We start from the raw sequence: 23,635 nt of genomic DNA on the forward strand, positions 1-23,635 counted from the left end.
ATGCCTACACGTGTTCACGAGTTTGCCTGGCCTGATCGCGTCGTCGTTGGCACCATTGGCCTCCCGGGGGCGCGCACGTTCTACCTGCAGGTGCGCGCAGGGACGCAGATCGTGAGTATTGCCCTGGAGAAGCAGCAGGCGGCTCTGCTCGCGGAGAAGATCGACGAAATTCTCGACCAGCTCATCACGGTCGAGGGCAACCCCTTCAGCGTTCCCACGAGTACTCCCATTGAACTTGTCGACAACGACCAGCTCGAGGCCGTTCAGGAGCAGTTTCGCACCGGCGCCATGAGCCTAGGTTGGGACCCAACCACCGCCCAGGTCCTAATAGAGGCCCACCCCATCACCGATGTCGATGCTGATGACAACGACGAATCGCTTGATGAGGACGGCGCTAACGAGACCGAAATGCTGCTGGTGCGAATGCCGGTCGGCACTGCCCGTGCATTCTCCAAGCGCACCCGTGAGATCGTGGGCGCCGGGCGTCCGACGTGCCCGCTCTGCGGTTACCCCATAGACGCCGACGGACACATCTGCACCCTTCCCGAGCTCTGATGCCAGCGCCGGACCTAGTGACCGCCGAGCTGACGCTCACCGGCCGCATCACGACGGCTTCAAACGCAACATTTCTAGGCAGCATCGGCGACGTGGTGGTCGTCTATAAGCCGATAGCAGGCGAAAGCCCCTTGTGGGATTTTCCCCACGGCACCCTGGCTCACCGGGAGGTGGCCGCCTACCTGGTCTCGCAGGTCTTCGGCTGGGACGTCGTGCCGCCCACCTGGCTGCGCGATGGTCCGATGGGCGAAGGAATGGTGCAGCTCTGGCAGGAGCAAGACCCCGCCCAAAGCGCTGTGAATCTGGTCGCGACGGGCCACGTACCCGAGACGGGCTGGAAACACGTTCTCGAGGGACGAGATGAGGACGGACGGATGGTCGCCCTCGTTCACGAAGACTCGCCAGCGCTCAGACGCATGGCGGTGTTCGACATGGTCGTCAACAACGCCGACCGCAAAGGCGACCACATTCTTGCCATGACGGACGGGCACCGGCACGGCGTGGACCATGGGCTCACCTTTCACCGTGACCACAAGCTGCGCACGGTGCTGTGGGGATGGCTGGGAGACGCTCTGACCGCCGAGGAACGCGAGGGCATCGATCGTGTCAGCGAAGGACTGCACGGTGGGCTGGGCCGAAACCTGGCGGACTTGCTCAGCGCCGAAGAAATCGCATCGCTCGCCGCGCGCTGCGCCCGGTTGCGCTTGGCAGGGCGGTTTCCGGCTCCGAGCGGTGAGATGTCGGCGGTGCCCTGGCCGCTGTTCTAAGGGAATTACGGCTAAGGGCTTCGCAGGCTGTGTCACGTTGATGGCATGGAGGTGATGCCCACTTTAATGCTGTGAAGCCTTGGCCCCTGCCCGCCGCAGGCCGCCCAACGCTGCAAGACACTGGAACGCCCGTCCGAGGTTCGTTGGCGTAGTGCCATAAGAGGGACATCAGCAAAGCCCCGAGAGCCCCCGCAGGGCATCAGACCCGATCTTCGCCGCTTGGGACCCCCGGTGACCGGCATCGAGTCCAAACCTGGCCTGAGGCGCTAGAACATAACAAGGCGCTTCGTGACTTCGGTGAAGCACTCGAAGCGGCCTGAACCGGGCTTTCTCCCTCGGAACGTCTAAATCAGTGATACGTGCCGTGGCTCGGCCGGGTTCGCCGGGCCTTAAACGGACGACGACAGTGGTCGGTCAACCGATACTCACGGGCCACGGTCGCCGGCGGGCGGCCGGTAAGGACACCGTCCGCGGCATACGGCCAGGAACCGCCACTGGAGGTCAAGGAAAACCGCCATTCCCAGACAATAGTCGCTGTCCCGACTGGCAACTTACGGGAAAACACACCAAGCTGGGTAGGGGGTAATTCGGGAGCGAACGCATTCCCGCCGCACAGGAAGGCCCCGCAATTCCTCGACCAAAACGACCATCCAATCCGTTGATCGGCAAGCACTTCAAGGGCGGCGACTCCGCCCGTGCTGAGGCCAAAGCGCTTGGCGTGCTCAAGCCGGTGGAGCCGGCCGCCCGGCGGGAGGGGATGCCCCTCCTCGGCGCTGGTCAGGTATATGTGATGAAGTACGGCAGGGAGTATCACTCTTCGTGGTGCAAAGTCGTGGCCGACAAATGGAGCCATGCGCCCAGAGGGCTGCGCGTAACCCTGTTGGCTGACGTCGGGGCGCGGACCCGGTGCCGGGAATGCGACCGGGCCCTGAAGGCAAGCGGAGGATCGCCTGCCGGGGAAGAACCGCGGCAACTCCATTCGGCCCCTGCATCCACGCCCGCGGACGCTGTGATCCCGCTGAGGGTCGTCGGAGTCGCGCATGGAATCCTCTTCCTGGCGGCGCGGCCGGAATATCGGGACCGACTGAGGGAGAGTGCGGTGGAGCCTGCCACACCGCTGCTCGTGGGCGGCCGGCGGGACGGGATGGTGGTGCGGATCGACGCCTCCCGCGACGAACCGCTTCTTGTTATCCAGCTGGACCCCCGCGCCACGTTCCGGAACGGCCTGTACCAGGTGCGCCTGCGCCGTCCCCTGCAGCGGTCGGCGACCAAACCCTATGCGGTGGAATCCGTGGAACCGGCGCCGTGAGCGCTGCCCTCCGCATGGGATCCGGGAGTTGCAGATTGGGGCAATGAACCGGCAGAACCTCCGTTTAGCTTTTCCGCGACGCCGACAGGACCAGCGACCGGACCCGCGGCTCCGGTTCCGGTTCCGAAACGTCAGAAACCCCACCAGGCGCAAAGACCGGCGGGATTTCTGTTTTGGGCTGAGGCCTCCGTATGTTGGAGGGACCACGGAGGGGCCTTAACTTACCTACGTACATATCACCCGGTTCTCAAACCGGACGACGGCGTCTTAGCCGATCACACGCAACCTGCGGGGACGCGGACAGACCCGTTCGCCCGTCTGCCGAAGGTAAACAGGGCATGAAGGTTCGGGCAACAAGCACCCCAAGCCCGATTATCGGGCCGGTCCTTCATTCATGTTTCTATAGGTTGGACGCATGAAATCCTCCCTCATGCACCGCGGCGCCCTGACCGGCGGGCTGATCCTCGCCGTCTGTTCGGCCTTCCTCAGCCCCGCCGGCCCCACCCTGGCCGACGACGGACAAAAGAACAATATCGGGACGGATCAGGGGGCCCACCTCAACCTCGGAGCCGCTGACCTGCCCGAAATCCGGACGGTGACCACACCGGCTCCCGGCGTCACGCTGACGAAGATCAGCCGCGGCGGCGCGGACTCCTCGCTCTTCTGGACCGCAGAAGTGGCCATTCCCTCCGATTCGCCGGATCCCGATGCGCCAGCCTCGGCGCTCTCCAGCCAGGCCACCGCCCAGGCCACCGCGGACAAGCTCAAAGCCTCCGGCGTCGAGACCCGCATCGAACACGTCCAGTCCCCACAGCTGGCTGACGCCGGCGGCGACCTGGGCTACCGGGTCCGGGCCGGAAACTTCACGGCGAAGACCGGCGGGAACGCCACCGTCGCCAAGATCAAGGCGGCGGGGTTCGCCTCCTCGGTGATCTACACCGGCTGGGACGGCGACACGGACACCAGCACGAAGACCCGCGGCCCGTGGAACCTCCAAGTCATCACGATCGACCCCAAGACGTACAAAGGTGAGCTCGCCGCCTCGTTCGGCCCGGACCTGGAGAAACGGGAAACAACCAGCCAGCTGGCGGCCGACGCTCACGCCATCGCCGGGGTCAACGCCGGGTTCTTCGTCTTTGACCCGAAGGCCGGCGCCGAAGGCGACCCCGCCGGCGTCGGCGTCTATGGCGGCAAGACCCTCAGCGAGCCCGTCGCGGACCGCCCCGCCCTCGTCATCGACGGGAAGAAGAACGCGACCAGCATCGAGCGCCTCACCTGGGCCGGGTCCCTTTCCTCCGCCTCCGGTGAGACGGCGCTGGACGGCATTGACCGGGTCCCTGGCCTGATCCGCAACTGCGGCGGCGTACACGACCTGCCCACCCCGCTCGCGCTCCATGACGTCACCTGCACGAACGCCAACGAGCTTGTCACCTTCACTCCGGACTTCGGACCGACCACACCCGCCGGCGCCGGTCTTGAGGTCGCGGTGGATAGCCGCGACACCGTCACCGCCGTCTCCGAAACCCGCGGCGGGCCCGTCCCCGCGGGCGGCCACACCGTCCAGGCCATCGGCAACGACGTCGCCAAGCTCCGCGCACTCGCCCCGGTGGGCGCCAAGCTCAAAATCGGCACCGGCCTCGCTGGCCAGGACGGGAAAACCCTCCACACTGACCAGGCCACCAGCATCGTCAACGGCGGACCGCTACTGGTCAAAGACGGGCAGGAAGACGTCACCGTCAAGCATGACGGCATGGTCCACCCCGACGACGGGAACAGCTTCTACTACGGCTGGGTCCACAAGCGGAACCCCCGCACCTTCGCCGGCACCGACGCCCAAGGGAACACCCTGCTGGTCACCGCCGACGGCCGGTCAACAAACTCGCTGGGCCTGAGCCTGAAGGAGGAAGCCGACGTCGCCATCTCTCTGGGCATGGTCCAGGCCATGAACCTGGACGGCGGCGGGTCAACCACCGCCGTCGCCGGAGGGACCGTCCTCAACAGCCCCTCCGGCGGCGCGGAACGCGCAGTCGGGGACGCCCTCCTCGTGCTCCCGTCCCGCAAGGACGAGCAATAGGACACAGCGAAGTAGGGCAAGCCTCCCGGTCGGGGTCACCGGCAGCATGGCACCGACAAGGCCCGGAAGTGTTCCGGGCCTTGCTCCATGTTCCGGACCAGTTCCGCCCCGAAAGGACATCCACACCCTGAGTGGCTCCATGAGCTTGGAAGGACCCCCGGGGCTGGCCGGACACGACCTGGCATCCCCCGAGGCCTAATACGGACGTTCCCCTGTCCCCACAGACATCAACGGTGGCGGGACGACGTAGCTGTTCGGGGACGGGGATGTCGAGGTGGGGATCTTCGGGTTGGGCTTCGGGGCTAGCCGGTTGGTGCCTCTTCGGCGGGATCTGTGGCGTCACCAGCCTCCGAGGCCCGCTCCAAAGGGCCGGCAGCGCGTCGATGACGTAGTTCAGCCGACAGGGAATGCCCTCGTAGTTCAGCTGTCATCCCTGGAAGTGCGGCCCTGCCTGTTCCGATGAATGTTCCGCAGCGTCTGCACCCCGTCGTTGAATTCGGCAAAAGTCAGCGCGGTTTCAGCGTCAGGGTCAATGTCCTCCACGACGGGGATGGAAAGCGCGTTCCAATCTGGTTCGGGCAGGAATTTCATCTATCAGGCACCAACTGGTGTTGAGGCCGTACAGCTCTTCCCTGGCCAGACCGCCGTCGGTTTCCCGGTCGGTGGTCAATGCCTCTGCCAGCAACCGGTCGAAATGCGCGCTCATGTCTGTTTCTTTATGCCGTGTGCATCGCCAGGATGCTCCCCCTACGAAGCGTGGCAGCAGATCATCGCCCGTTGCCAAAGGTGAATTTAGGCCCGCGAGACCGTGCCGTCCAGTTCCGCCCGACCGCCGCCTCGGCGCCTGTTCCGACAGACCATGCCGTGGGCGCGGGTAGTATCCCATGGAGAATTCGCTCTTTGCCCGGTTCTTCGCGGAGTGCATGCAGTCATCCGGGGATGCCATTGACGGGTTGACCGAGGGGAGCTCCATGGCCCCTACACGAGCTGGTGCATCCTTCAGGGCACCACTCCTGCGCCGGTCGACGACTTCTGGACGGCCATGCGGGAGTTGGGGATCAGGGCCCATTTCGTGGGTTCCCGGTTCATCTGCCCGGGGCTATGGATGAGGGGGCCAGCGGCTGGGGACTACATTCTGAGCAGCCAGCCCGGATTCACCCAGCAGGCGTCGGACGGCGGTCATTACCGTATCGGCCGTCGGATCGACACCCCGGTAGCGGTGTCCTCGCAGCCCGCTCGACGTCCGAGGTGGCACCTTCCTGCCCCGCCATGGGCTAACTTAGTGATAACTAAGCCTGCTTAGCATTCGGCGGCGGCGGATATCGGGAGAAGACCTATGAGTACCGGCGAGGCCACCGAACCAAAACCTCTTGAGGGTCCGGCCATAGATGACGTGTCCCGGCAGCCGTTCCGCGAGCCTGCCGCCGCTGCGGAGGCGAGACCCTCGCGGCTGCGCCGCTTCGCCGGCCTGCTGGGTCCCGGGCTGGTAACGGGGGCGGCGGACGATGACCCGTCAGGAATCGCCACCTATGCCCAGGCCGGGGCGAGCTTCTCCAACGGCATGCTCTGGACGGCCCCGGTCACACTGCCGATGATGATGGCGGTCCAGGAGATCTGCGACCGGACCGCCCTGGCGACCGGGAACAGCCTGGGCAAGCTGGCCCGGATTAAGTTCTCGCGCCGGCCGCGGATGGTGATCGCGGTCCTGATCCTCGCGCTGCTGGTGGCCAATGTTCTCAATGCCGCCGCGGACCTGATGGCGATCGGACAGGGCATGGAGATGCTCGGCGCCGGACCGGACCACCTCTGGAGCGCCGTCGCCGGCATCGGCATCGGGGCGGCTCTGATGACGGGGTCGTTCGCGCTCATCGCAAAAGTCTTCAAATGGCTGTGCGTGAGCCTGCTGGCCTACGTCGCGGTCCTGTTCGTCGCCAACGTCGACTGGGCGGATGTGGCAGCCGGCCTGCTCGGGATGCAGTTCCGGTTCGCCCCGGAGTATTTGGGCCTGATCGTTGCTGTTCTGGGCACCACGATCTCCCCGTATCTCTTTTTCTGGCAAAGCGCGCACCGGATCCACGAACTCCGGGGCGAGGACCGGGGCGGGAAACACGCGGTCGGATTGCGCGACCGGCCTGACTCGGCCGCTGCAGCCCACACGCTCCGTAACGCCCGGGCCGATGTGTTCATCGGCATGTTCTTCTCGGTCCTGGTCATGTTCGCCATCATGGCCGCCACGGCCGCGACCCTGGGCAGGAACGGCACCGATATCAAGACCGCGGCCGACGCCGCCAAGGCCCTGGAACCAATTGTCGGGCCAGCGGCCAAGTTCCTGTTCGCGGCCGGATTCGTCGGCTCCGGCATCCTCGCGGTACCGGTCCTCGCCGCCTCCGGCGCCGCCGGACTGGCAGGGCTGCTCGGCAAGGAATGGGGCTTTGACCGCAGTCCCCGCCGCGCACCCCTGTACTACCTCCTGTTGGGCGCGGGAACCCTCGGCGGCGTGCTGATCAGCTACTTCGCCACCGACCCGATCGGACTCCTGATCCTCAGCGCCACCATCAACGGCATCGCTGCCGCCCCGTTCCTGATCGTGACCATGCTGATCTCCGGTGACAAGGACATCATGGGCGAATACGGCAACGGCAAACTCGCCGCCACCCTCGGCTGGACCACCACGGCCATCATGGTCGTGGCCGGCGGCATCGGCCTCTGGACGACCATTACCGGAGGCTAACCCCGTCGCCACAGCGGCACCGTACGGAGCTCAGGGAATGCCTGACCCAGGATAACTACCAAGTCTTCTGGCAAACCTTCGCGGCGCCGCCCGAAGGGCCGGCACAGGCCCCATCGTCCTTGGCCTCAGCGGGGCAACCCATCTTGATCCGGACGTGCTGCTCGCACTCCGCGGCCTAGCAGCAACCGCCGCAAAGGCGGCAAGCGGGAACAATGACAAGACCGGACGCAATGAAGCCATCCCGGTTACCTTGATGGAGCCGGTGGAACTGCCCATCTGCCTCATGCATGTGGGCGCGGATGGTGAAGTGCTGGCCCAACTCGACGCCGCGTCACCGGTCCATGCCGGCGCGGGCCGGGGTGTTTTGAACCAGGGCGATCCCGCAACAACAATCGACGCGGCAGGGCTTTATGAGGGGACTCTCGACCCGGCCAGCACCGTTCGCGCCCTCTCGGACCATGCCTTGGGACAGCTGGTTGACGCGCTTTACCAGCACTTGGACTCGGCTGCCCCGTTACCTTTTTCGTAGCCCCAGTCCTGTTGCAGGATGGCCACGGTGGTGTCGATGGCAGCACCCTCCCTGACGTAGGCTATTCGTGCTTGATCGCGGCACCTGTTGTTGCCTCAGAACAGGGATTTTGACAGCGCGGGAAGCTTTCAGAACCGCACGGTGAAGGGCATGGCGTTGGATACACGGAAGTTGAGGTATTTTCTGGCCGTCGTTGATCACGACAATTTCAGCCGGGCCGCAGAATATCTGCTTATCGCCCAGCCGTCCCTTTCCCAGACCATTGCCGGCCTGGAGAAAGATCTGGGAGTGCCGCTCTTCCACCGCATTGGCCGCCGGGCTGTCCTCAGTGAGGCAGGAAAGGAGCTCATTGGCCCAGCCCGGTTGGTGATGCGGGACCTGGACGCCGCACAATCTGCGGTACAGGCGCTGCGCCTTGCTGATCCTGTGTTCGAACTATGTCCCGTCCCCGTTCCCCTAGGTGGCGGCGCCCGATGGGTAGCGACAGTGGCAGCCTGCCCCGAACAAGCGGCGCCCGATCTAATGTCCGGGCGAGACCGGCCTTCTCGGGCGACATACACCGGAGCGGCTTCCCTACGGGTCAATGAGGTGGGCGAACTCAATGCCGCCGTTGTCAACGAACAGGAGGGCGACGCTAGCGCAGAGCGACTCTGCCTGGGCGATCGCGGCCTATCCTCGACCTGCACCTAGAAGATCGCCCCAGTGTTTCCGCCCAGCGAAGCAGTCCAAAAACCCACCATTGCCGCCGTTCACCATCCGGTAGCCGGCCGGAAGCTCACCAAGGCTCCAGTCGAAGAGCGAGCCGTAGAAGCTCCGTGCGGATCCGGCTCGGCCCAGCCGGCCTCGAAGTGGTTCACCATGGGGCTGCCTATTCATCCTGGCCTGGGTCAGGCACTGCTGGGCCGACCCTCGCTGATCCATGTCAGTCGCCACGGGGCCATGGTTTCGCTCATGATCAGTCGTCCCCGCGCCGGGCACGCCCGGCGGGGGGACGCCAACCCCGGATCCACCTGATTCAAAGACTCCCTCTCATGTCCCGCGTTTCGCGGCCGATCGAATGCGGGCGCTCAGGCAGTTGGGGCGAAGGCGGTGGTGGGATCAATGGACTGGTGTCGTGTCACTGCTGCCTGGAGCTCGTTCGAGGTCGGCGGGTTGGCTCCGGGGCGGCCTACGGTGATTGCTGCTGCCAGGGATGCGCTGCGTCCTATCCTTTCCAGTACCGATGGGCCGAGGCCTTCGCCGGTGCGGCTCAGGAGCCCGTGGATCAGTGCGGACATGTATGAGTCGCCGGCGCCGATGGTATCGGCTACTTGTGTGGCCAATGCGGGGATGCTCAGTTGCACTGTGGGTGTGGAGAGCAGGGAGCCGTTGGAACCTGTGGTGATGACGGCCAGTTCCGCGCCCAGGCTGAGGATCCGGGCCGCGATGTCCTGCAGTGGTGCTCCGGGGTAGAGCCATTGAGCGTCGTCGTCGCTGAGTTTGACCACGTCCGTCAGTGGAACGAGTTCCTCGAAGATGGTCTTGGCTTCGTGGTGGCTGCCCAGTAGGGCGGGTCTGATATTGGGGTCATAGGTGACCAGGCATGAGTGGTGGCATTGGAGCATCAGGGACCGGACGGCGGACGCTCCGGGGGCCAGGAACGTTGCGATGGAGCCCGTGTGGAAGACCTTGGGCAAGAAGCCTGGAGCGGCCTGGGTCAGGTCCCATCGGATGTCGAATTCATAGCTGGCGGAGCCGTCGGCGGCGAGGGTCGCCGTCGCTGTTGCTGTTCTGTCCAGCGAGGTGGACCCCTGCAGCAGCTGCACACCGGCGCTGTTCAGGTGTTCCCGGATGAGTCGGCCGTGCCGGTCCTCCCCGATCGCGGTCTTCAGGCCTGTGCTGACGCCGAGGCGGCCGAGCCCGTAGGCGACATTGGCCGGTGACCCGCCCGGATGTTCGATGGTGCCGGTGTCGGACTCTACGATGTCAATGAGGGCTTCGCCGACAACGATGACGTCCAGGACCTGCGGGGGTCCCGGCTTCGGTTCAAGGGTGTTCATGATCTCTTTCTTCACGTGTGCAAGGCAGGGACTTCCCGGTGTCCGTTCTGGGCGTGGTTCGTGCTCCGAAGCGACGGGGCAGGATCTGCCCGTGAAGCCCACAAGGAGGGTCCGCGGACAGATCCTGCCCCGTACGGTATGGCAGGACCGGTTCTTATGCTGTGGCCGCGCCGGTCATGATCGCGACGGCGTCGGTCATGTTGTGGGACTCAGGAGTGATGGTAGCGGCGCATTTTCCGAGGCGCTGGATGTGGATCCGGTCTGCGACATCGAATACGTGAGGCATGTTGTGGCTGATCAGGATCACCGGCAGGCCACGGTCCCGGAGGTCCCTGACCAGTTGCAGCACCTGGTTGGATTCCCGGACCCCTAGGGCCGCTGTTGGCTCGTCCAAGACCACGACTTTGGAGCCGAAAGCGGCGGCACGGGCGACGGCGACAGCCTGGCGCTGTCCGCCGGAGAGGTTTTCCACAGCCACTGTGACGTCCTGCAGGGTGGAGATCCCGAGGCGGGTCAGTTCTTCCTTGGCTTTCCTGCGCATGCCTTTGATGTCGAGCATCCGGAACAGGCTCCCCAGAGGGCCGGGGAGGCGTTCTTCGCGGCCGAGGAACAGGTTCGAAGCGACATCGAGCGCCGGTGAGACGGCAAGGTTCTGGTACACGGTTTCGATGCCGTGAGCCCGGGCGTCCTGCGGTCGCTTGAAATGCACCTGCTGTCCTGAAACATAGAGTTCTCCCGTGTCTGGAACTTCCGCTCCCGTGAGGCATTTGATGAGGGTCGATTTCCCGGCACCGTTGTCGCCGATGATCGCGAGTACCTCCCCCGGGTAGAGGTCCAGGCTGACCCCGTCCAGGCCCACGACCCGGCCGAAGGTCTTGACGAGGTTCCTGGCTTGAAGGATCGGCGCTCGGTTTGGTTCTCCAGGGGGCACGGATGGGACTGAGGCTTCTGTGACGGTCATGACTTCACCTTTCGGATCCACTGGTCCACGGATACGGCGACGATGACGAGGATGCCCACCGCGAGGGTTTGGTACAAGACGTCGAGGCCGGCCAGGGATAGGCCATTGCGGAAGACCCCGACGATGAGGGCACCGAGCAGTGATCCCCAGATGGAGCCGCGCCCGCCGAAGAGGCTGGTCCCGCCGATGACGACGGCGGTGATGGAGTCGAGGTTGAGGTCGACCCCTGCATTCGGGCTGGCTGCGTTCGTCCGGCCGATTTGGATCCAGGCGCCGGCTGCCAGCACCGCTCCGGCTGCCAGATACACGCTCATCAGCACACGGCTGACGGGAATGCCGGCCAGCCGCGCCGCCTCTTTGTCATCGCCGACGGCGTAGACGTGGCGGCCCCAGGCGGTCTTGCCCAGGATGAAAGCCACCACGCCGTAGAGCAGGAGCATCATCACCACGCCGATGGAAACGCGGACCCCGCCTATGGGGAAGGTGGTTCCAGTCCACGTGAGCAGGTCCGGCATTTTGGATCCGCGGACGGTGGCGCCGTTGGAGTAGAGCAGAGTCAGCGCGATGAAGATGTTCAAGGTGCCCAGGGTGACGATGAACGGAGGGAGCCTGAGCCGGGTGACCAGGAAACCGTTGAGTGCCCCGGCGACCAAACCGATGACGAGTCCGGCGACGAGGGCGAGAATGGCCGGGACACCATTGTTGACGGCCGTTTGGGCGACCACCATGGAAGCCAGGACCATGACCGCGCCCACTGAGAGGTCGATGCCCGCGGTCAGAATGATGAGGGTCTGCGCGATCGCCAAAGTGCCGATGACGGCGACCTGCTGGGTGATGAGGGACAGGTTCTCGGGGCGGAGGAACCGGTCGTTGAGGATTCCGAAGACGATGACCGCCACGAGCAGCACGATGGCCGGGCTCAGGGCCGGGTAGCGGTGGAGAACGTTCCGGATCCTGCTCAGTGGGGTGCTGCGGTCAAGGAATTCTTCGGCGAGATCCGCCTGAGCTGGCGGCGGTCCGGCGGTTTGTTGCTGGGTCACATTTGCTCCTGCATTCAGCATTAAGGGGTGTATCGGCGGCCTGTCCCGGGGCTTGGCCCCGGAACCGGACGGGTTTGGTTACTTGCCCCAGCAGATCTGGGCAGCGGCAGCCGTGTCGATGCTCGTCAATCCCGGAACGGCTTTGTCGGTCACGAGCGCTGACCCGGTGTTGAAGAAGTCCAGCCCTTCGGATGTTGAGGGCTTCTTTCCCGTGGTGGCCAGGTCCTGGATTGCTTTCACGCCCAGCTGGGCCATCTTCACCGGGTACTGCTGCGCCGTGGCCCCGATAATGCCGGACTTGACGTTGTTCACCCCGGTGCAGCCACCGTCGATTGAGACCACCAGCACACCCTTTTCCTTGCCCGCGGCCTTCAGCGCCTCATAGGCGCCTGCCGCGGCCGGTTCATTTATCGTGTAGACGACGTTGATGTTCGGGTTCTTCGACAGCAGCGTTTCCATCGCGGTCCGGCCGCCGTCTTCGGCGCCCTGGGAAGCCTGATTGCCAACGATTTCGTAGTCCCCGCCCTTGCCTCCAGTGTATTTTCCGGTCTTGGCCTCATCACCGTTCTTGGTCTTATCGGCCGTGGGGATGCCCATTCCTTCAAGGAATCCCTGATCACGGTTGTAGTCAACCGAGACGACCTTGTCGCTGAACAGGTCGACTAGCGCGATGGTGGCCTTCTTGCCGTCCAGCTGCGCCGCGGTCCACTGGCCGATCTGCTTGCCGGCGGCGAAGTTATCCGTCGCGAACGTGATGTCCACAGCGTTTGCCGGGTCCGGCGGGGTGTCCAGGGCGATCACGAACAGCCCGGCGTCGCGGGCCTTCTTGATCGCATCAACGACGGCCGGTCCGTTCGGAGTGATCAGGATGCCCTTGTCGCCCTTGCTGATGGCATTCTCGATTGCCTGGATCTGCGTGTCCTCGTCGCCATCGGACTTGCCCGCGGCAAGTTTCAGGTCAATGTTTCCGCCCTCGGCGGCCTTCTTCGCGCCGTCTTCCATGGCAACGAAGTACGGGTTTGTGGTCGTCTTGACAATCAACGAAACGCCGACCTTCCCGGCGGAGGAGGCTCCACCGGAGGCCGGGGCCGAAGAACCACCGCCACAGGCCGTCAGGCTAAGCGCTCCGATCGTCAGAACTGCACCGACGGCGAGGAAGCGGTTGACGGCCGGCCCGAGGGCTTTGGAACTCAACATTGAATCTCCTGTTTTGTATTCGGCACTGAGGTGCCTGACAACGATGTCATGTAAGGTGTAACCCGGATCACAATGGAGAGTCAAGAGTTCTCCGAATAAGAAGGAGCAGGTCGTTGACATCGTTGTCTAACGGTTACCATCCCGGCACCGCGAAGCAGCGCCCCACCATGCGCGACGTCGCCGCACTCGCTGGCGTCGGGATCAAGACAGTCTCCCGGGTCGTCAATGACGAACCGGGCGTGTCAGAAGCGAAGAGGGTCCGCGTTCTCCGGGCCGTGGAACAGTTGAACTATCAGGTGGACATGGCCGCGGGCAGTCTTCGTCGCACCGGCCGGAGAACCTTGTCCATCGGGTTGCTTCTTCCCAGCGTGGCTAATCCGTTCAGCGGGGAAATCCACCGGGCCATCGAAGATGCTCTGGCACCGCGTGGCATTGCGGTGTTTGCCGCAAGCCTGGACGACGACCCGGAGCGCGAGAAAGCCCTCGTCGCCGCGTTTCTGCGGCGGCGCGTCGACGGCCTTGTCCTTACCCCGATCGCCAAGAGCCAGGCCCACGTCATACCTCAACATTCCCAGAACCTACCGATCGTTTTCATTGACCGTGAACCGATCGGGGTTGACGCCGACGCCGTAGTGAGTGATAACGCCACCGGCGGAGCGCGGGCAGCTGCCCATCTGCTCAGCCACGGTCATACCAGACTGGCGTATCTGGGAGACCGGCCCGAGATCCAGACCGCGCGGGAACGCCGCAGGGGCTTCGTGGAGGAACTCGGCCACGCCGGGATTCCCGCGTCCGCAGTCCCGGTCACTGAGGATCTTCATGATGAAGAGGCAGCCCGCCTGGCCACGCACGCACTGCTCGCCTCCCGGAATCCCCCTACCGCCATATTCTCCAGCCAGAACCTGGTCACCTTCGGCGCCATGCGGGCGCTGAAGGAAGCGGGCGCGAGCACCAAAGTGGCTCTGGTCGGTTTCGACGACTTTGCCCTGGCGGACATGATGGAACCGGGGATCACGGTCATCGCGCAGCACCCCGACCGCATCGGGAAACTTGCCGCCGAACGGATCCTGGCAAGGATCGACGGCGACCAAAGCCGGCCCGGCACCTGGGTTGTCCCCTCAGAGCTGATCGTCCGGGGTTCGGGCGAGCTCCGGCCGGCGGACTGACCCAACTGACTATTCCGAAAATTTTCGTAGGAAGCAAAGGATATGACATGACTAAAACGTTGTACGCCGAATTCACGGTCAAGCCCGGCTGCGAGGCCAGAGTCGCGGAAATGATGCGCGAGCTCTCCGAACACGTCCGCGCCGAGCCGGGAAACGTGGTCTTCTGGCCCTATACCAGGGAATCCCGGCCCAACGAGTTCATCGTCTTCGAGGTTTACCGTGACCAGGCCGCCTTCGATGAGCACATTGGAGCCCACTACGGACAAAAATTCAACGAGGAACTCGCAGGTCTCATTGAAGGCGACGGATCGGAACTGACCTGGCTCCGCGCACTTCAGTAGCAGTGCGCCGGGCGTTGCGGGCCGAGAGTACATTCCCGCTAGGGTCTTCCCCAGAGGCTCCCGACCGCGTTAAGGAGCTGGCTGATCTGCGGGGGGACATTACTGAAATGCTGGGGTGCCGAGAATTCCATTGAGTCGCTGATCCGCGTCAGGGGAACCGAGAGCGACGGGCGCGTCAGTGTCCAGATTATTGACCACGTAAAGGCGATTCCGGCCGCTGACCGTCTCCGCGTTGTGGAACCGCTTGTCCGGCGTTCCCACGAAGGAAACCACGGCACCGACCTGGGGGATCATGGCCAGCCGCCTCGTCGTCCAGTTGATCGCGAATCTGGTTTCATCCGTCATCGTCGGCACCATCGGGCACGGTCTGACGATCAACATCAGCCAGTATGCCCTGGTCCTCGCCGTCGCGGTCCTCGGCGCAGCCGTGTTCCCGGCGATCGGGCAAGCCCTCGTCGGACTGGTGTCATCCGGGCACTGACCTCCGCCCGGTCTGGCGGCGGCGAGCGGATCTATCAGCGCGAAAGGGCGGCCACGCCCGGACGTCGGCTGGGGATCACTACGGACCTGAGCACACGTTCCGCGCCGGAGTGGGGATTGCTCGTTTCCTCGTGGGTTACACCGGTGGCGTGGGTTACCACGTCGGCGAGGCTGCCGTTACGCTCGTAGGAGCGGCGCTGCCGGGTGGCACCGGTACCTTGGGTGAGAATGCGTTGCAGGCCTTCCATCACGTACGTTGCGTCGCCCGTCTCGTCGAGGGCGTCCCGGACGTGATCGTAGATTGCGGTAACGACATTTCTTGCGGTGTCCAGCTTGTGAGCCACGGGGTGGAGCAGGCTTCCTTCGATACCGAACCGGCTGGCTCGCCACGCTGCCTGGCGCAGGATCGCCGCGGGAACCATGTCCGGCGGCTTTCCCGCCTCCCATTCCCTGGCGGCGGTCTCCACCAGCGCCCGCACCAGGGCCGCGATGAGGGCGGCATCCCGGACGTCAAGGCAAACATCGGATACGCGGATCTCCACGGTAGGGTGCCTGGCGGACAGCCGGGCGTCAAAATCCGGGCTGGTGACGACGCCGGTGTCTGCCAAGCGTTCCACCAATGAGTAGTAGGCGTCCGCCGAGCCGAACACGTCCGTCGGACCCGCCGTTGACCACCGGTTCCAGGCCTGTGTGCGGAAACTGGCATAGCCGCTGTCGGTGCCGTTCCAAAACGGGGAATTGGAGCTCAACGCTATGAGCAGCGGGAGCCAGGACCGGATCCGGTCCAGGACCGCCACTCCTTCCTCATCGGAGCCGACGTAAACATGGACGTGATACCCACACGTCAGCTGTTCCCGAGCAGTCAGAGCGAACTTTTCCACCAGTGCGTCATACCGGTCGTTGCGGGTGTGCCGGGGCGCGACCGGAAGCGGCGACGTGCCGAGGGCGGATATCCTCGCGCCCACGCTCCTGGCCAAAGATTCTGCATAGGAGCGGCCGGCTCGTATTTCGGCGGCCAGTCCGCTCAGACTGCTGTGCGGCCCGGTGATGACCTCGAGTTGTTCCTGCTGCAGTTCAGCGGCCAGCATCGGGTACCGGGGAGGATTCTCCGCGCCCCGGCCCAAATCATGGAGGCCCAGGACTTCTCCGGCCAAGGGCAGGAGACCGCCATTTCGGGGGTCCACGATCAGAAATTCTTCCTCAACACCAAGAGTACGCACGTGCTAAGTGTGGCCCACAAATCCGTTGGCGAAAGACCACATCCCGTGGGCGCAGCATCGCCCGGAGAACAGCAACTCCGACCAATCCAACACTTCCGGGATCGAAGCGCCGAGTCATCACCTGGTTGTGGTCTGAGGATGGGACACGTGAGGTAAGGGTGGCACGACCGAAAACGCTTCACCTCGCACCCAAACCTCGAAGGAGTTCCCGACTTGTCCGACGCCGTCGTTGACACGCCGGGAGCTCCGCATGACGCACCGGCTTCACGGTGGGGCCTCGTGAAGGCACGCAGACTAGTCAGGGGCCTCACTGCTTTGACGAAATCAATGTTCTTATGTCCTGACGTATTCATGGGGAAGGATGGTCCGGTTCACTGGTGGTTCACCGTCGCCGCCGTCGTTGTTCACATGGTTCGTAGAGTCTGGTGACTTCGGTTGGGGGACTTTCGGAACTATATGAAGGAAACATCGTGACTACACGTCGCTTACTATCCGCAGCGGCACTTGTCGTTGTAGCAGCTACCGCTGTGACCGGCTGTGCCCAGAGCAGTACTGCCACCGCCCAGGACAACGCCGCGGGCGCGTCCGCTGACAAGACAATCACCGTGTTGATCAGCGGTGATACCAATGTGCAGAGCCTGTGGGAGAAGAGCCTGGTTCCGGCGTTTGAGAAGGCCAACCCCGGTTACAGCGTCAAGGTCACCCTGGACCTGCACGGGGAACACGATGCCCAGACACTGGCAAAGCTGACCAGCGCCACGGAACAGAAGAAGGAGCCCGACTTCGATCTTGTCGACGGCGGGTTCGTCTCCAAGGCCTCGGCAGCCAACCTGTTGACACCCGTGACCACCGATACGGTGCCGGCATTGAAGGACGTGCCCCAGGAAGTCATCCAGGCTGGAGGGACCGGGGGCATCCCTTACCGCGGATCCGCCGTCCTGCTGGCCTACGACACCAAGACTGTCCCGACGCCGCCGAAGACTCTGGACGACCTGCTGACCTGGATCAAGGCGAACCCCGGGAAGTTCACCTACAACTCCCCCAAGTCCGGCGGCTCCGGCGGGGCATTCGTTGCCACAGTCCTGGACAAGTACGTTCCGGCCGCGGACCGGGCCAAGATGACTGTCGGATACGAAAAGGGCCTTGAGGGCGACTGGGACGCAGGCTTCGCGGCCCTGAAGGAACTGAACCCCTACGTCTTCCAGAAGGGCGTTTACCCGAACGGGAACAAGCAGACCCTTGACCTGCTCGCCAGCGGACAAATCTCCATGGCGCCGGTCTGGTCCGACCAGTTCATCACCGGAGTGGCCAACGGCCAGATCGCCTCGACGGTGAAAGCCGCACAGATCAGCAACCCGTCCTTCACCGGGGGCGCGGCCTACCTGGGCATTCCCAAGTCCACCACACGTCAGGACGCCGCGCTGAAACTGGCGAACTTCGTCCTCTCCCCCGACGCGCAGTCGACGATCATCAAGGAAATGTCGGGCTTCCCGGCCATCAGCCTGGACAAGCTTCCCGCCGATGTAAAGGAAAAATTTAAGGACGCGGACACGAACAACCTGCGTAAGGGCTACTTCGACCAGATGGGCAAAGACCTGAACAGCCTGTGGGACCAGAAGGTCCCCGGCCAGTGACGGCCACGCTCGAAAAGCCGGAGGCTCCGCGGCAGGCGGAGCCTCCGGCCGCCGCCCGGACCGCCAGCCGGCCGGGCCCGCGAAGCATCGGTTTCCTCATGGCGCTCCCACCGATCCTGCTGATCGCCCTCTTCATCGGGTTCCCGATCGTGCTCGCCTTCGGCTTCAGCATCGGAATGACCGGAGGCCTGAACCACACCATCGCCACCATCGGGCAGAACGTGCACGAGGCCGGAAACTGGTGGGGAACCCCGGCCGCTTATCAGGAGATGTTCACCAATCCGCGTTTCCTGGGCGATCTTCTGGTGACCGTCACCGTGACCCTGGTCAGCACTGCGGCGGTTCTCTTCCTGGCTCTGGGGATCGGGTTGTTCCTCAAGCTCCGGGGCGGACGGGCCGCCCGCCTGCTCTCGGGGCTGGCGATCGTACCGCTGTTCATACCGGTGGTGATCGCTTCGTGGGCCATCCTGACCTTCTATTCGGGCACGGGTTTCCTGCGCAGCGTGTTCGCGCAGTTCGGTCTTGAGTTCCCGGTCTGGGCCTTCACGATGGTCACCGTCATCATCGGCTCGGTCTGGACGTCGCTTCCCTTCGCGGTGCTCATGGTCTCCTCCGGCCTGCAGGCGGTGCCCGAGGCAATGATCGAGGCGGCCCGCGACGCCGGCGCCGGATTCCTGCGGATCGTTGTTTCGGTGATCGTTCCGATGGCAGCGGTTCCCATCATCATCGCCACAACATTCACTGCCATCGGGATCGTCGGGTCATTCACCGTCCCTTATTTCACCGGGCCCAATTCACCGAACATGCTGGGGGTGGACATGTCGAACTACTTTTCGTCTTTCAACCAGCCGCAACAGTCCGCCGTGATGGCCTTCACCGTGTTCCTGATTGCCTCCGGAATCGCGGCGCTCTACGTATGGGCGAACTTCCGCTCCGCCAAGGAACAGGGAAAGCTCTGATGGCCATAAACACTCACGCACCCCAGCGGCGCCAGGTGACGACCGGGTCGCTGGCCTTGGGCGCCCTCGTGGCACTTTTCGTGGCTTTGATGGTCCTTTTCATTCTGGGCCCGCTGATGTGGCTCGGTATTCATGCCTTCGCCGGGACCTGGACCTTTCCCAATCTGTTGCCCGATGATTGGACGCTGCGCTGGTGGCAGGTCGTTTTCAACGACAGCGCCCTGGCAGTGGCCGTGCAGAACTCGCTGTTCTTCGCGCCGATGACTGTCCTTGTCTCAGCCGTCATCTGCCTTCCTGCGGCGTACGCTTTCGCCCGCTTCAATTTCCCCGGAAGGCAGTTCTTCCTGATCAGCCTGTTCGCCACCAACGCGTTCCCCAAAATGGGGCTGTTCGTCACACTCGCGGCACTGTTCTACGCGCTGAACCTGATGAACACCGTGCTGGGAATCCTGATCGTCCATGTCCTGGGCACAGTGGTGTTCATGACTTGGATCCCGGCGGCCGCGTTCGCCGCAGTGCCCCGGAACCTGGAAGAAGCCGCCCGCGACGCCGGAGCTTCCAGAGCGCGGGTGTTCTCCTCCGTGACGCTGCCCCTGGCGCTGCCGGGGATCATTGTCGCAGCCGTCATGTCATTTCTGGCTTCCTTCGATGAAGCACAGGGAACATATCTCGTGGGAGCCCCCGCCTTCATGACAATGCCCACCCAGATGTACAGCCTGGTGCTGAACTACCCGACCCAGGTCGCGGCGGTCTTCTCCATCCTGCTGGCCATTCCCTCGGTCGCGCTCATGCTCGCCGCACACAAGCACATCCTCGGCGGCCAGCTCGCCGAGGGTTTCCAGATCAAATAGCGCCACAGCGCTCAACGCCGGACAGAGACCCCATGACCACACACGAAACCCTGACACCAGCCGCCCCTCGCCAGCGGCCGGAGCACCACGGAACGGCCGCCCCAACCGACGGAACCCGGGCCGGCCGCGGCCTGCACATCCGGGGACTGCACAAAGTCCTCGGCGGCCGGACAATCATCGATGACCTCAATCTGACGGTCGGGGAAGGGGAGCTGGTGTCCCTGCTTGGCCCCTCCGGCTGCGGTAAAACCACCACCCTGCGGATGATCGGAGGCTTCCTCCAGCCCGATTCAGGTTCCATCGAGGTCCAGGGACAGGAAGTCTCCCACCTGGGCGCGGAGAAACGGCCCAGCGCGATGGTCTTCCAGAACTATGCCCTCTGGCCCCACATGACCGTCGCGAACAACGTCGGGTTCCCCCTGAAACTGCGCAAGCTCTCCAAGGCCCAGATCACCGAGCGTGTTGAAACGGTCCTTGAACTTGTCAGCCTGCTCCATCACAAGGATTCCAAACCGGCACGCATCTCCGGCGGCGAGCAGCAGCGCGTCGCGCTGGCCCGCGCCCTCGTCCAGGAGCCGAAGCTCCTGCTCCTGGACGAGCCGCTGAGCAACCTGGATGCAAAGCTGCGCGTGAAAGTCCGCGACGACATCCGCAACATCCAGCAGGACCTTGGCATCACCACCGTCATCGTTACCCATGACCAGGAAGAAGCGATGTCCATGTCGGACCGGATCGCGGTCATGAACGCCGGACGGATCGAGCAGTTCAGCACCCCGGCGGACCTCTACGCCCGGCCCGAAACCGAGTTCGTCGCAACCTTCATCGGCAGCCTCAACAGAATCGAAGGAACCCTCAGCGCGGGAACAATCTCCGCCGGGACCGACGTGATCGGGATCCGCCCCGAAGACGTCACCCTGTCCGTCGGAGCATTCAAGGGCTCACTCCCGGCCACCGTCGAACGGGTCGTCCCCCGCGGTCACTTCCAAGAGGTTCACCTCCGGCGGGCGGACGCGCGGCTGCGCAGCTTCGTCACCGGCGAAACACCCGCGCCTGGCCAACAGGTCCATGCCGCCATTTCCAAGGCCATGACCTTCCGGAACGGACACCTCATCGAAGAATCCGGCACGGCACAATGAGGCCTAATATCCCGATTGAGAAGACCCGGGCCACCGCCCACCGGGGGGACTCGAGCAACCTTCGGGAAAACACTCTCCCGGCCATCCGCTCAGCCATCACTGCAGGAGCGGACCTTGTGGAAGTCGATGTCCGCCTCACCAAGGACGGACACGTGGTCGTGCTCCACGACACCTCCCTGCTGCGGCTGTGGGGTATGGAGCGCAACGTCAGCGATGTCGACTACGACGTGGTCCGCGATCTGGGAACGGGTCAGGAACGCATCCCCTTACTCTCCGAGGCGCTGGATCTGTTCAGAGGGTGCCCGTCCCGACTTCTGATCGATATGGAAGACGCCGAACCCGCGGCCGCAGCAGCCGGCGTTGTCCTCGCCAGCGGCGTGGACGTCTCTTGGTGCGGAAATTTGGAGGGCATGCGGACAATCCGTGCACTGGATCCGGACGCACGGATCTGGCTGCCGTGGAACCAGAGATCCGCTCCGCCGGCTGAACTGCTGGAGGAGCTCAAACCGGAATTCGTCAACGCCGAGTACGTCCTCCTCAGCCAGGCCACGGTTGACCGGATCCACGATATGGACTCCAGGGTCGCGTGCTGGACCGTCGATGACCGGGAGGCCATGCGCTGGGTGCTCAGGCTCGGGGTGGACTCGATCACCAGCAACCGCCTGGAACTCCTGCAAGCCACGATCGCCGAGGACCCCGACACATGGCCCGACACCTCACCACCGGCGGCCCTGTCAGGCGCCGAAACACTGCAGGCCCTCGAGGTCGCCCGGGAACTCGCAGACTGGGCGATCACGTACACCCGGACCGCGGACCATGGCGAGGTCTCGACCAAGGCGCACCCGGGCGATCTGGTCAGTGAAGTAGACGTCGCAGTCGAACGCCACGTCCGTAACGTCATTGCCGCCAGGCTCCCGGGCCACACCGTGGTCGGCGAAGAGATGGGCGGCACGGCCACTGCGGGCCAGCCCTGCTGGTATCTCGATCCTGTCGACGGAACAACGAACTTCGTCAACAACATCCCCTGGACGGCCTTCTCCCTGGCACTGGCCATCGACCGTACCCCTTTTGTGGCCGTCGTCGCCGATCCCTGGCGAGGTGACGTCTTCGAAGCGGTAGCCGGACACGGTTCACGCCTGAACGGCAGGGAACTGGCCCTCCCCCGGGCCGCAGACGGACCTCATCCGTCCCTTGCCGGAAAAGTGGTCTCCACCGAACTCGCCGGCCATCTCCCGTGGCCCGGCATGCTCCGACTGCTCCAGGAGCTCGGGCGGCGGCACAGCATCATGCGGATTATGGGATCAGCCACCATGACCGTAGTCGGTATCGCCGCAGGACGCGGCGCGGGCGCCATCATCGGCAGCTTCAGCCCGATCGATCACCTGGCCGCGACGCTCATCGTTCTCGAAGCCGGCGGCGCTGTCCTGAACGCCGAGGGCGAAACCGACCCGTTCCCTTCCACTGGCGGCGTCCTCGTCGCGGTCCCCGCACACGCTGCCGAACTTCACAGAATCTGGAGGCAGGCACATGCCGGTGCCGACCACGGCTGACACCACTCCGGTGCTCGGCCTCGCCGATCACGTCGCGAGGATCGGCCGGAGCAGCCGCTGGGAGTTGGTGGGCGAGGTTCCCCTCGACTTCCCCACCCACCACCCGCAAGGGATGGCGTTCGCCAGCGGACTGATATTCCTCTCCTCCGTCCAAATCCTGGACGAACCCGTCCCCGCCGCGGACCCCGCCCTCCGCACGCCCGGCCGCGGAGCCGGCCATGTGTTCGTCCTCGACGCTGACGGGGCGCTGATGAGCGACATCACCGTCGGCGAAGGAGCGATGTACCACCCCGGCGGCATCGACTACGACGGCGAGAACGTCTGGGTTTCCCTGGCGGAGTACCGGGCATCGAGCAGGAGCATCATCTACAGCATCGACCCGGTCAAGCACACCGCACGCGAACGGTTCCGGGTGGATGACCACATCGGTTGGATCCTCCGCGACCCCGGCTCCGACCTCCTTTACGGCGGAAACTGGGGCTCACGCCATCTCTACACCTGGGACTCGGACGGGCGAGTGCTCGACCGCTGGGAAAACCCGGACCACTACATCGACTACCAGGACGCCCAAATCGCCGCTCCGGGTCTGCTCCTGTGCAGCGGCATCTCCCTCTTGCCCCTGCCCGCCGGTGGCACCCACGAACTCGGGGGCCTCGCCCTGGTTGACCCGCTAAATCGCCGGATCAGCCACAACGTGCCGGTCAGCCTTTTCAGCGACGCGGGCCACGTCATCACCCGCAACCCCGTCACCCTCACCACCGACACCAAAGAGATCCTCCTGCACGCCGCCCCGGATGATGGCGAAGATATCAGAGGAACCCGGATCCTCACCTACCGCATGATGCCCCGCGCTTGATAACGATCGACACAATGGTTCGCCGGGAGAGGGCAGGAGTCATAGGATGATGTGTCCCGCTGAGGATGTCTTGAATCCCTCCGATGGCGGGATGACGCAACCGCATGAAGTCAGCGCGAAACGTGCATGCCACAACATCCCCATGATCCCGCGGCTCTTCGACCTCAGCTCAACCTGGCACCTCCTCGCCACCCGGCATCGGTGTGGGCCGTCAACACAAACGTCGAGATGAGTTGGCCC

General features: G+C 64.3%; 22 protein-coding genes and 1 pseudogene. 16 read left to right on the forward strand and 7 right to left on the reverse strand.

Going from position 1 to position 23,635, the window contains the following annotated elements:
* From ACP4XC_RS13315 to ACP4XC_RS13330, 4 genes are all read left to right on the forward strand, one after another.
* A complete protein-coding gene (locus ACP4XC_RS13315; RefSeq protein ID WP_427170372.1) occupies positions 1–555 on the forward strand; it encodes a DUF3090 domain-containing protein in 555 nt (184 codons plus the stop codon).
* Positions 555–1,322 carry an SCO1664 family protein gene (locus ACP4XC_RS13320; protein ID WP_427170374.1) on the forward strand — a complete coding sequence of 256 codons (768 nt, stop codon included), beginning with the start codon at positions 555–557 and terminating at the stop codon, positions 1,320–1,322. Before ACP4XC_RS13315 ends, ACP4XC_RS13320 begins: the two co-directional genes overlap by 1 nt.
* Before the next feature lie 658 nt (positions 1,323–1,980).
* The gene (locus tag ACP4XC_RS13325; protein WP_427170377.1) at positions 1,981–2,631 is read left to right on the forward strand and encodes a hypothetical protein; all 651 of its coding nucleotides are present in this window, start codon (positions 1,981–1,983) and stop codon (positions 2,629–2,631) included.
* 415 nt (positions 2,632–3,046) lie between these two features.
* Positions 3,047–4,705 (forward strand): phosphodiester glycosidase family protein, encoded by a 1,659-nt coding sequence (locus ACP4XC_RS13330; protein WP_427170380.1) that lies wholly within the window; start codon positions 3,047–3,049, stop codon positions 4,703–4,705.
* A 529-nt stretch (positions 4,706–5,234) separates the two neighbouring features.
* Here ACP4XC_RS13330 and ACP4XC_RS13335 read toward each other — a convergent pair.
* Complete coding sequence (locus ACP4XC_RS13335; RefSeq protein WP_427170383.1) at positions 5,235–5,411, reverse strand: hypothetical protein; 177 nt, start codon at positions 5,409–5,411, stop codon at positions 5,235–5,237.
* Positions 5,412–6,041: 630 nt separating this feature from the next.
* Here ACP4XC_RS13335 and ACP4XC_RS13340 point away from each other — a divergent pair.
* The 3 genes and pseudogenes from ACP4XC_RS13340 to ACP4XC_RS13350 all read left to right on the forward strand — a co-directional run.
* Positions 6,042–7,436: an Nramp family divalent metal transporter gene (locus ACP4XC_RS13340; protein ID WP_427170386.1), complete on the forward strand. Its 1,395-nt coding sequence runs from the start codon at positions 6,042–6,044 to the stop codon at positions 7,434–7,436.
* Between the two features lie 154 nt (positions 7,437–7,590).
* On the forward strand, positions 7,591–7,965 hold the full coding sequence (locus tag ACP4XC_RS13345; protein ID WP_427170387.1) for a hypothetical protein: 375 nt from the start codon (positions 7,591–7,593) through the stop codon (positions 7,963–7,965).
* A 156-nt stretch (positions 7,966–8,121) separates the two neighbouring features.
* A pseudogene (locus tag ACP4XC_RS13350) lies at positions 8,122–8,379 on the forward strand (LysR family transcriptional regulator); the annotation flags it as partial.
* A gap of 653 nt (positions 8,380–9,032) precedes the next feature.
* On the opposite strand, the gene ACP4XC_RS13355 reads toward ACP4XC_RS13350, so the two are convergent.
* The 4 genes from ACP4XC_RS13355 to ACP4XC_RS13370 form a co-directional block, all read right to left on the reverse strand.
* Positions 9,033–10,004: a carbohydrate kinase family protein gene (locus ACP4XC_RS13355; protein WP_427170389.1), complete on the reverse strand. Its 972-nt coding sequence runs from the start codon at positions 10,002–10,004 to the stop codon at positions 9,033–9,035.
* Positions 10,005–10,158: 154 nt separating this feature from the next.
* The gene (locus ACP4XC_RS13360; RefSeq protein WP_427170391.1) at positions 10,159–10,965 is read right to left on the reverse strand and encodes an ATP-binding cassette domain-containing protein; all 807 of its coding nucleotides are present in this window, start codon (positions 10,963–10,965) and stop codon (positions 10,159–10,161) included.
* Positions 10,962–12,005: an ABC transporter permease gene (locus ACP4XC_RS13365; RefSeq protein ID WP_427170393.1), complete on the reverse strand. Its 1,044-nt coding sequence runs from the start codon at positions 12,003–12,005 to the stop codon at positions 10,962–10,964. The genes ACP4XC_RS13360 and ACP4XC_RS13365 overlap by 4 nt, the downstream gene beginning before the upstream one ends.
* Before the next feature lie 78 nt (positions 12,006–12,083).
* Positions 12,084–13,202: a substrate-binding domain-containing protein gene (locus tag ACP4XC_RS13370; protein ID WP_427170395.1), complete on the reverse strand. Its 1,119-nt coding sequence runs from the start codon at positions 13,200–13,202 to the stop codon at positions 12,084–12,086.
* Between the two features lie 167 nt (positions 13,203–13,369).
* Here ACP4XC_RS13370 and ACP4XC_RS13375 point away from each other — a divergent pair, with 167 nt between their 5' ends.
* Positions 13,370–14,368 (forward strand): LacI family DNA-binding transcriptional regulator, encoded by a 999-nt coding sequence (locus ACP4XC_RS13375; protein ID WP_427175109.1) that lies wholly within the window; start codon positions 13,370–13,372, stop codon positions 14,366–14,368.
* 47 nt (positions 14,369–14,415) lie between these two features.
* Positions 14,416–14,709, forward strand: coding sequence for a putative quinol monooxygenase (locus tag ACP4XC_RS13380; RefSeq protein WP_427170399.1), 294 nt, complete (start codon positions 14,416–14,418; stop codon positions 14,707–14,709).
* 99 nt (positions 14,710–14,808) lie between these two features.
* Here the strand turns inward: ACP4XC_RS13380 and ACP4XC_RS13385 are convergent, their stop codons facing one another.
* Positions 14,809–15,003, reverse strand: coding sequence for a hypothetical protein (locus tag ACP4XC_RS13385; RefSeq protein WP_427170401.1), 195 nt, complete (start codon positions 15,001–15,003; stop codon positions 14,809–14,811).
* On the opposite strand from ACP4XC_RS13385, the gene ACP4XC_RS13390 reads away from it, so the two are divergent.
* Entirely contained in the window at positions 15,002–15,190 is a 189-nt protein-coding gene (locus tag ACP4XC_RS13390) for a hypothetical protein (RefSeq protein ID WP_427170403.1), read from the forward strand. The genes ACP4XC_RS13385 and ACP4XC_RS13390 overlap by 2 nt on opposite strands.
* 34 nt (positions 15,191–15,224) lie before the next feature.
* Here the strand turns inward: ACP4XC_RS13390 and ACP4XC_RS13395 are convergent, their stop codons facing one another.
* The gene (locus ACP4XC_RS13395) at positions 15,225–16,409 is read right to left on the reverse strand and encodes a carboxylate-amine ligase (protein ID WP_427170405.1); all 1,185 of its coding nucleotides are present in this window, start codon (positions 16,407–16,409) and stop codon (positions 15,225–15,227) included.
* 470 nt (positions 16,410–16,879) lie between these two features.
* Here ACP4XC_RS13395 and ACP4XC_RS13400 point away from each other — a divergent pair, with 470 nt between their 5' ends.
* The 6 genes from ACP4XC_RS13400 to ACP4XC_RS13425 are packed head-to-tail and all read left to right on the forward strand — an operon-like array spanning position 16,880 to position 23,395.
* Entirely contained in the window at positions 16,880–18,043 is a 1,164-nt protein-coding gene (locus tag ACP4XC_RS13400) for an extracellular solute-binding protein (protein ID WP_427170407.1), read from the forward strand.
* On the forward strand, positions 18,040–19,002 hold the full coding sequence (locus ACP4XC_RS13405; RefSeq protein ID WP_427170409.1) for an ABC transporter permease: 963 nt from the start codon (positions 18,040–18,042) through the stop codon (positions 19,000–19,002). The genes ACP4XC_RS13400 and ACP4XC_RS13405 overlap by 4 nt, the downstream gene beginning before the upstream one ends.
* Positions 19,002–19,853 carry an ABC transporter permease gene (locus ACP4XC_RS13410; RefSeq protein ID WP_427170412.1) on the forward strand — a complete coding sequence of 284 codons (852 nt, stop codon included), beginning with the start codon at positions 19,002–19,004 and terminating at the stop codon, positions 19,851–19,853. Before ACP4XC_RS13405 ends, ACP4XC_RS13410 begins: the two co-directional genes overlap by 1 nt.
* A 32-nt stretch (positions 19,854–19,885) precedes the next feature.
* Positions 19,886–20,989, forward strand: coding sequence for an ABC transporter ATP-binding protein (locus ACP4XC_RS13415; RefSeq protein ID WP_427170415.1), 1,104 nt, complete (start codon positions 19,886–19,888; stop codon positions 20,987–20,989).
* Complete coding sequence (locus ACP4XC_RS13420; RefSeq protein WP_427170418.1) at positions 20,986–22,539, forward strand: inositol monophosphatase family protein; 1,554 nt, start codon at positions 20,986–20,988, stop codon at positions 22,537–22,539. The genes ACP4XC_RS13415 and ACP4XC_RS13420 overlap by 4 nt, the downstream gene beginning before the upstream one ends.
* Positions 22,517–23,395, forward strand: a complete 879-nt coding sequence (locus ACP4XC_RS13425) for a DUF6454 family protein (RefSeq protein WP_427170420.1) — start codon at positions 22,517–22,519, stop codon at positions 23,393–23,395. The genes ACP4XC_RS13420 and ACP4XC_RS13425 overlap by 23 nt, the downstream gene beginning before the upstream one ends.
* Positions 23,396–23,635: the final 240 nt, after the last annotated feature.

This window comes from Arthrobacter sp. 92 (genome assembly GCF_050260325.1).
In the GTDB taxonomy this organism is placed as follows: domain Bacteria; phylum Actinomycetota; class Actinomycetes; order Actinomycetales; family Micrococcaceae; genus Arthrobacter.

Excerpts from the sequence above, each read along its gene's own strand:
- ACP4XC_RS13425 (WP_427170420.1), top strand. The coding sequence starts at position 22,517 with ATGCCGGTGCCGACCACGGCTGACACCACTCCGGTGCTCGGCCTCGCC.
- ACP4XC_RS13330 (WP_427170380.1), top strand. The coding sequence starts at position 3,047 with ATGAAATCCTCCCTCATGCACCGCGGCGCCCTGACCGGCGGGCTGATC.
- ACP4XC_RS13315 (WP_427170372.1), top strand. The coding sequence starts at position 1 with ATGCCTACACGTGTTCACGAGTTTGCCTGGCCTGATCGCGTCGTCGTT.
- ACP4XC_RS13355 (WP_427170389.1), bottom strand. The coding sequence starts at position 10,004 with ATGAACACCCTTGAACCGAAGCCGGGACCCCCGCAGGTCCTGGACGTC.
- ACP4XC_RS13335 (WP_427170383.1), bottom strand. The coding sequence starts at position 5,411 with ATGAGCGCGCATTTCGACCGGTTGCTGGCAGAGGCATTGACCACCGAC.
- ACP4XC_RS13410 (WP_427170412.1), top strand. The coding sequence starts at position 19,002 with ATGGCCATAAACACTCACGCACCCCAGCGGCGCCAGGTGACGACCGGG.
- ACP4XC_RS13375 (WP_427175109.1), top strand. The coding sequence starts at position 13,370 with ATGCGCGACGTCGCCGCACTCGCTGGCGTCGGGATCAAGACAGTCTCC.
- ACP4XC_RS13390 (WP_427170403.1), top strand. The coding sequence starts at position 15,002 with ATGGCCAGCCGCCTCGTCGTCCAGTTGATCGCGAATCTGGTTTCATCC.
- ACP4XC_RS13385 (WP_427170401.1), bottom strand. The coding sequence starts at position 15,003 with ATGATCCCCCAGGTCGGTGCCGTGGTTTCCTTCGTGGGAACGCCGGAC.
- ACP4XC_RS13370 (WP_427170395.1), bottom strand. The coding sequence starts at position 13,202 with ATGTTGAGTTCCAAAGCCCTCGGGCCGGCCGTCAACCGCTTCCTCGCC.
- ACP4XC_RS13360 (WP_427170391.1), bottom strand. The coding sequence starts at position 10,965 with ATGACCGTCACAGAAGCCTCAGTCCCATCCGTGCCCCCTGGAGAACCA.
- ACP4XC_RS13320 (WP_427170374.1), top strand. The coding sequence starts at position 555 with ATGCCAGCGCCGGACCTAGTGACCGCCGAGCTGACGCTCACCGGCCGC.
- ACP4XC_RS13415 (WP_427170415.1), top strand. The coding sequence starts at position 19,886 with ATGACCACACACGAAACCCTGACACCAGCCGCCCCTCGCCAGCGGCCG.
- ACP4XC_RS13420 (WP_427170418.1), top strand. The coding sequence starts at position 20,986 with ATGAGGCCTAATATCCCGATTGAGAAGACCCGGGCCACCGCCCACCGG.
- ACP4XC_RS13340 (WP_427170386.1), top strand. The coding sequence starts at position 6,042 with ATGAGTACCGGCGAGGCCACCGAACCAAAACCTCTTGAGGGTCCGGCC.
- ACP4XC_RS13380 (WP_427170399.1), top strand. The coding sequence starts at position 14,416 with ATGACTAAAACGTTGTACGCCGAATTCACGGTCAAGCCCGGCTGCGAG.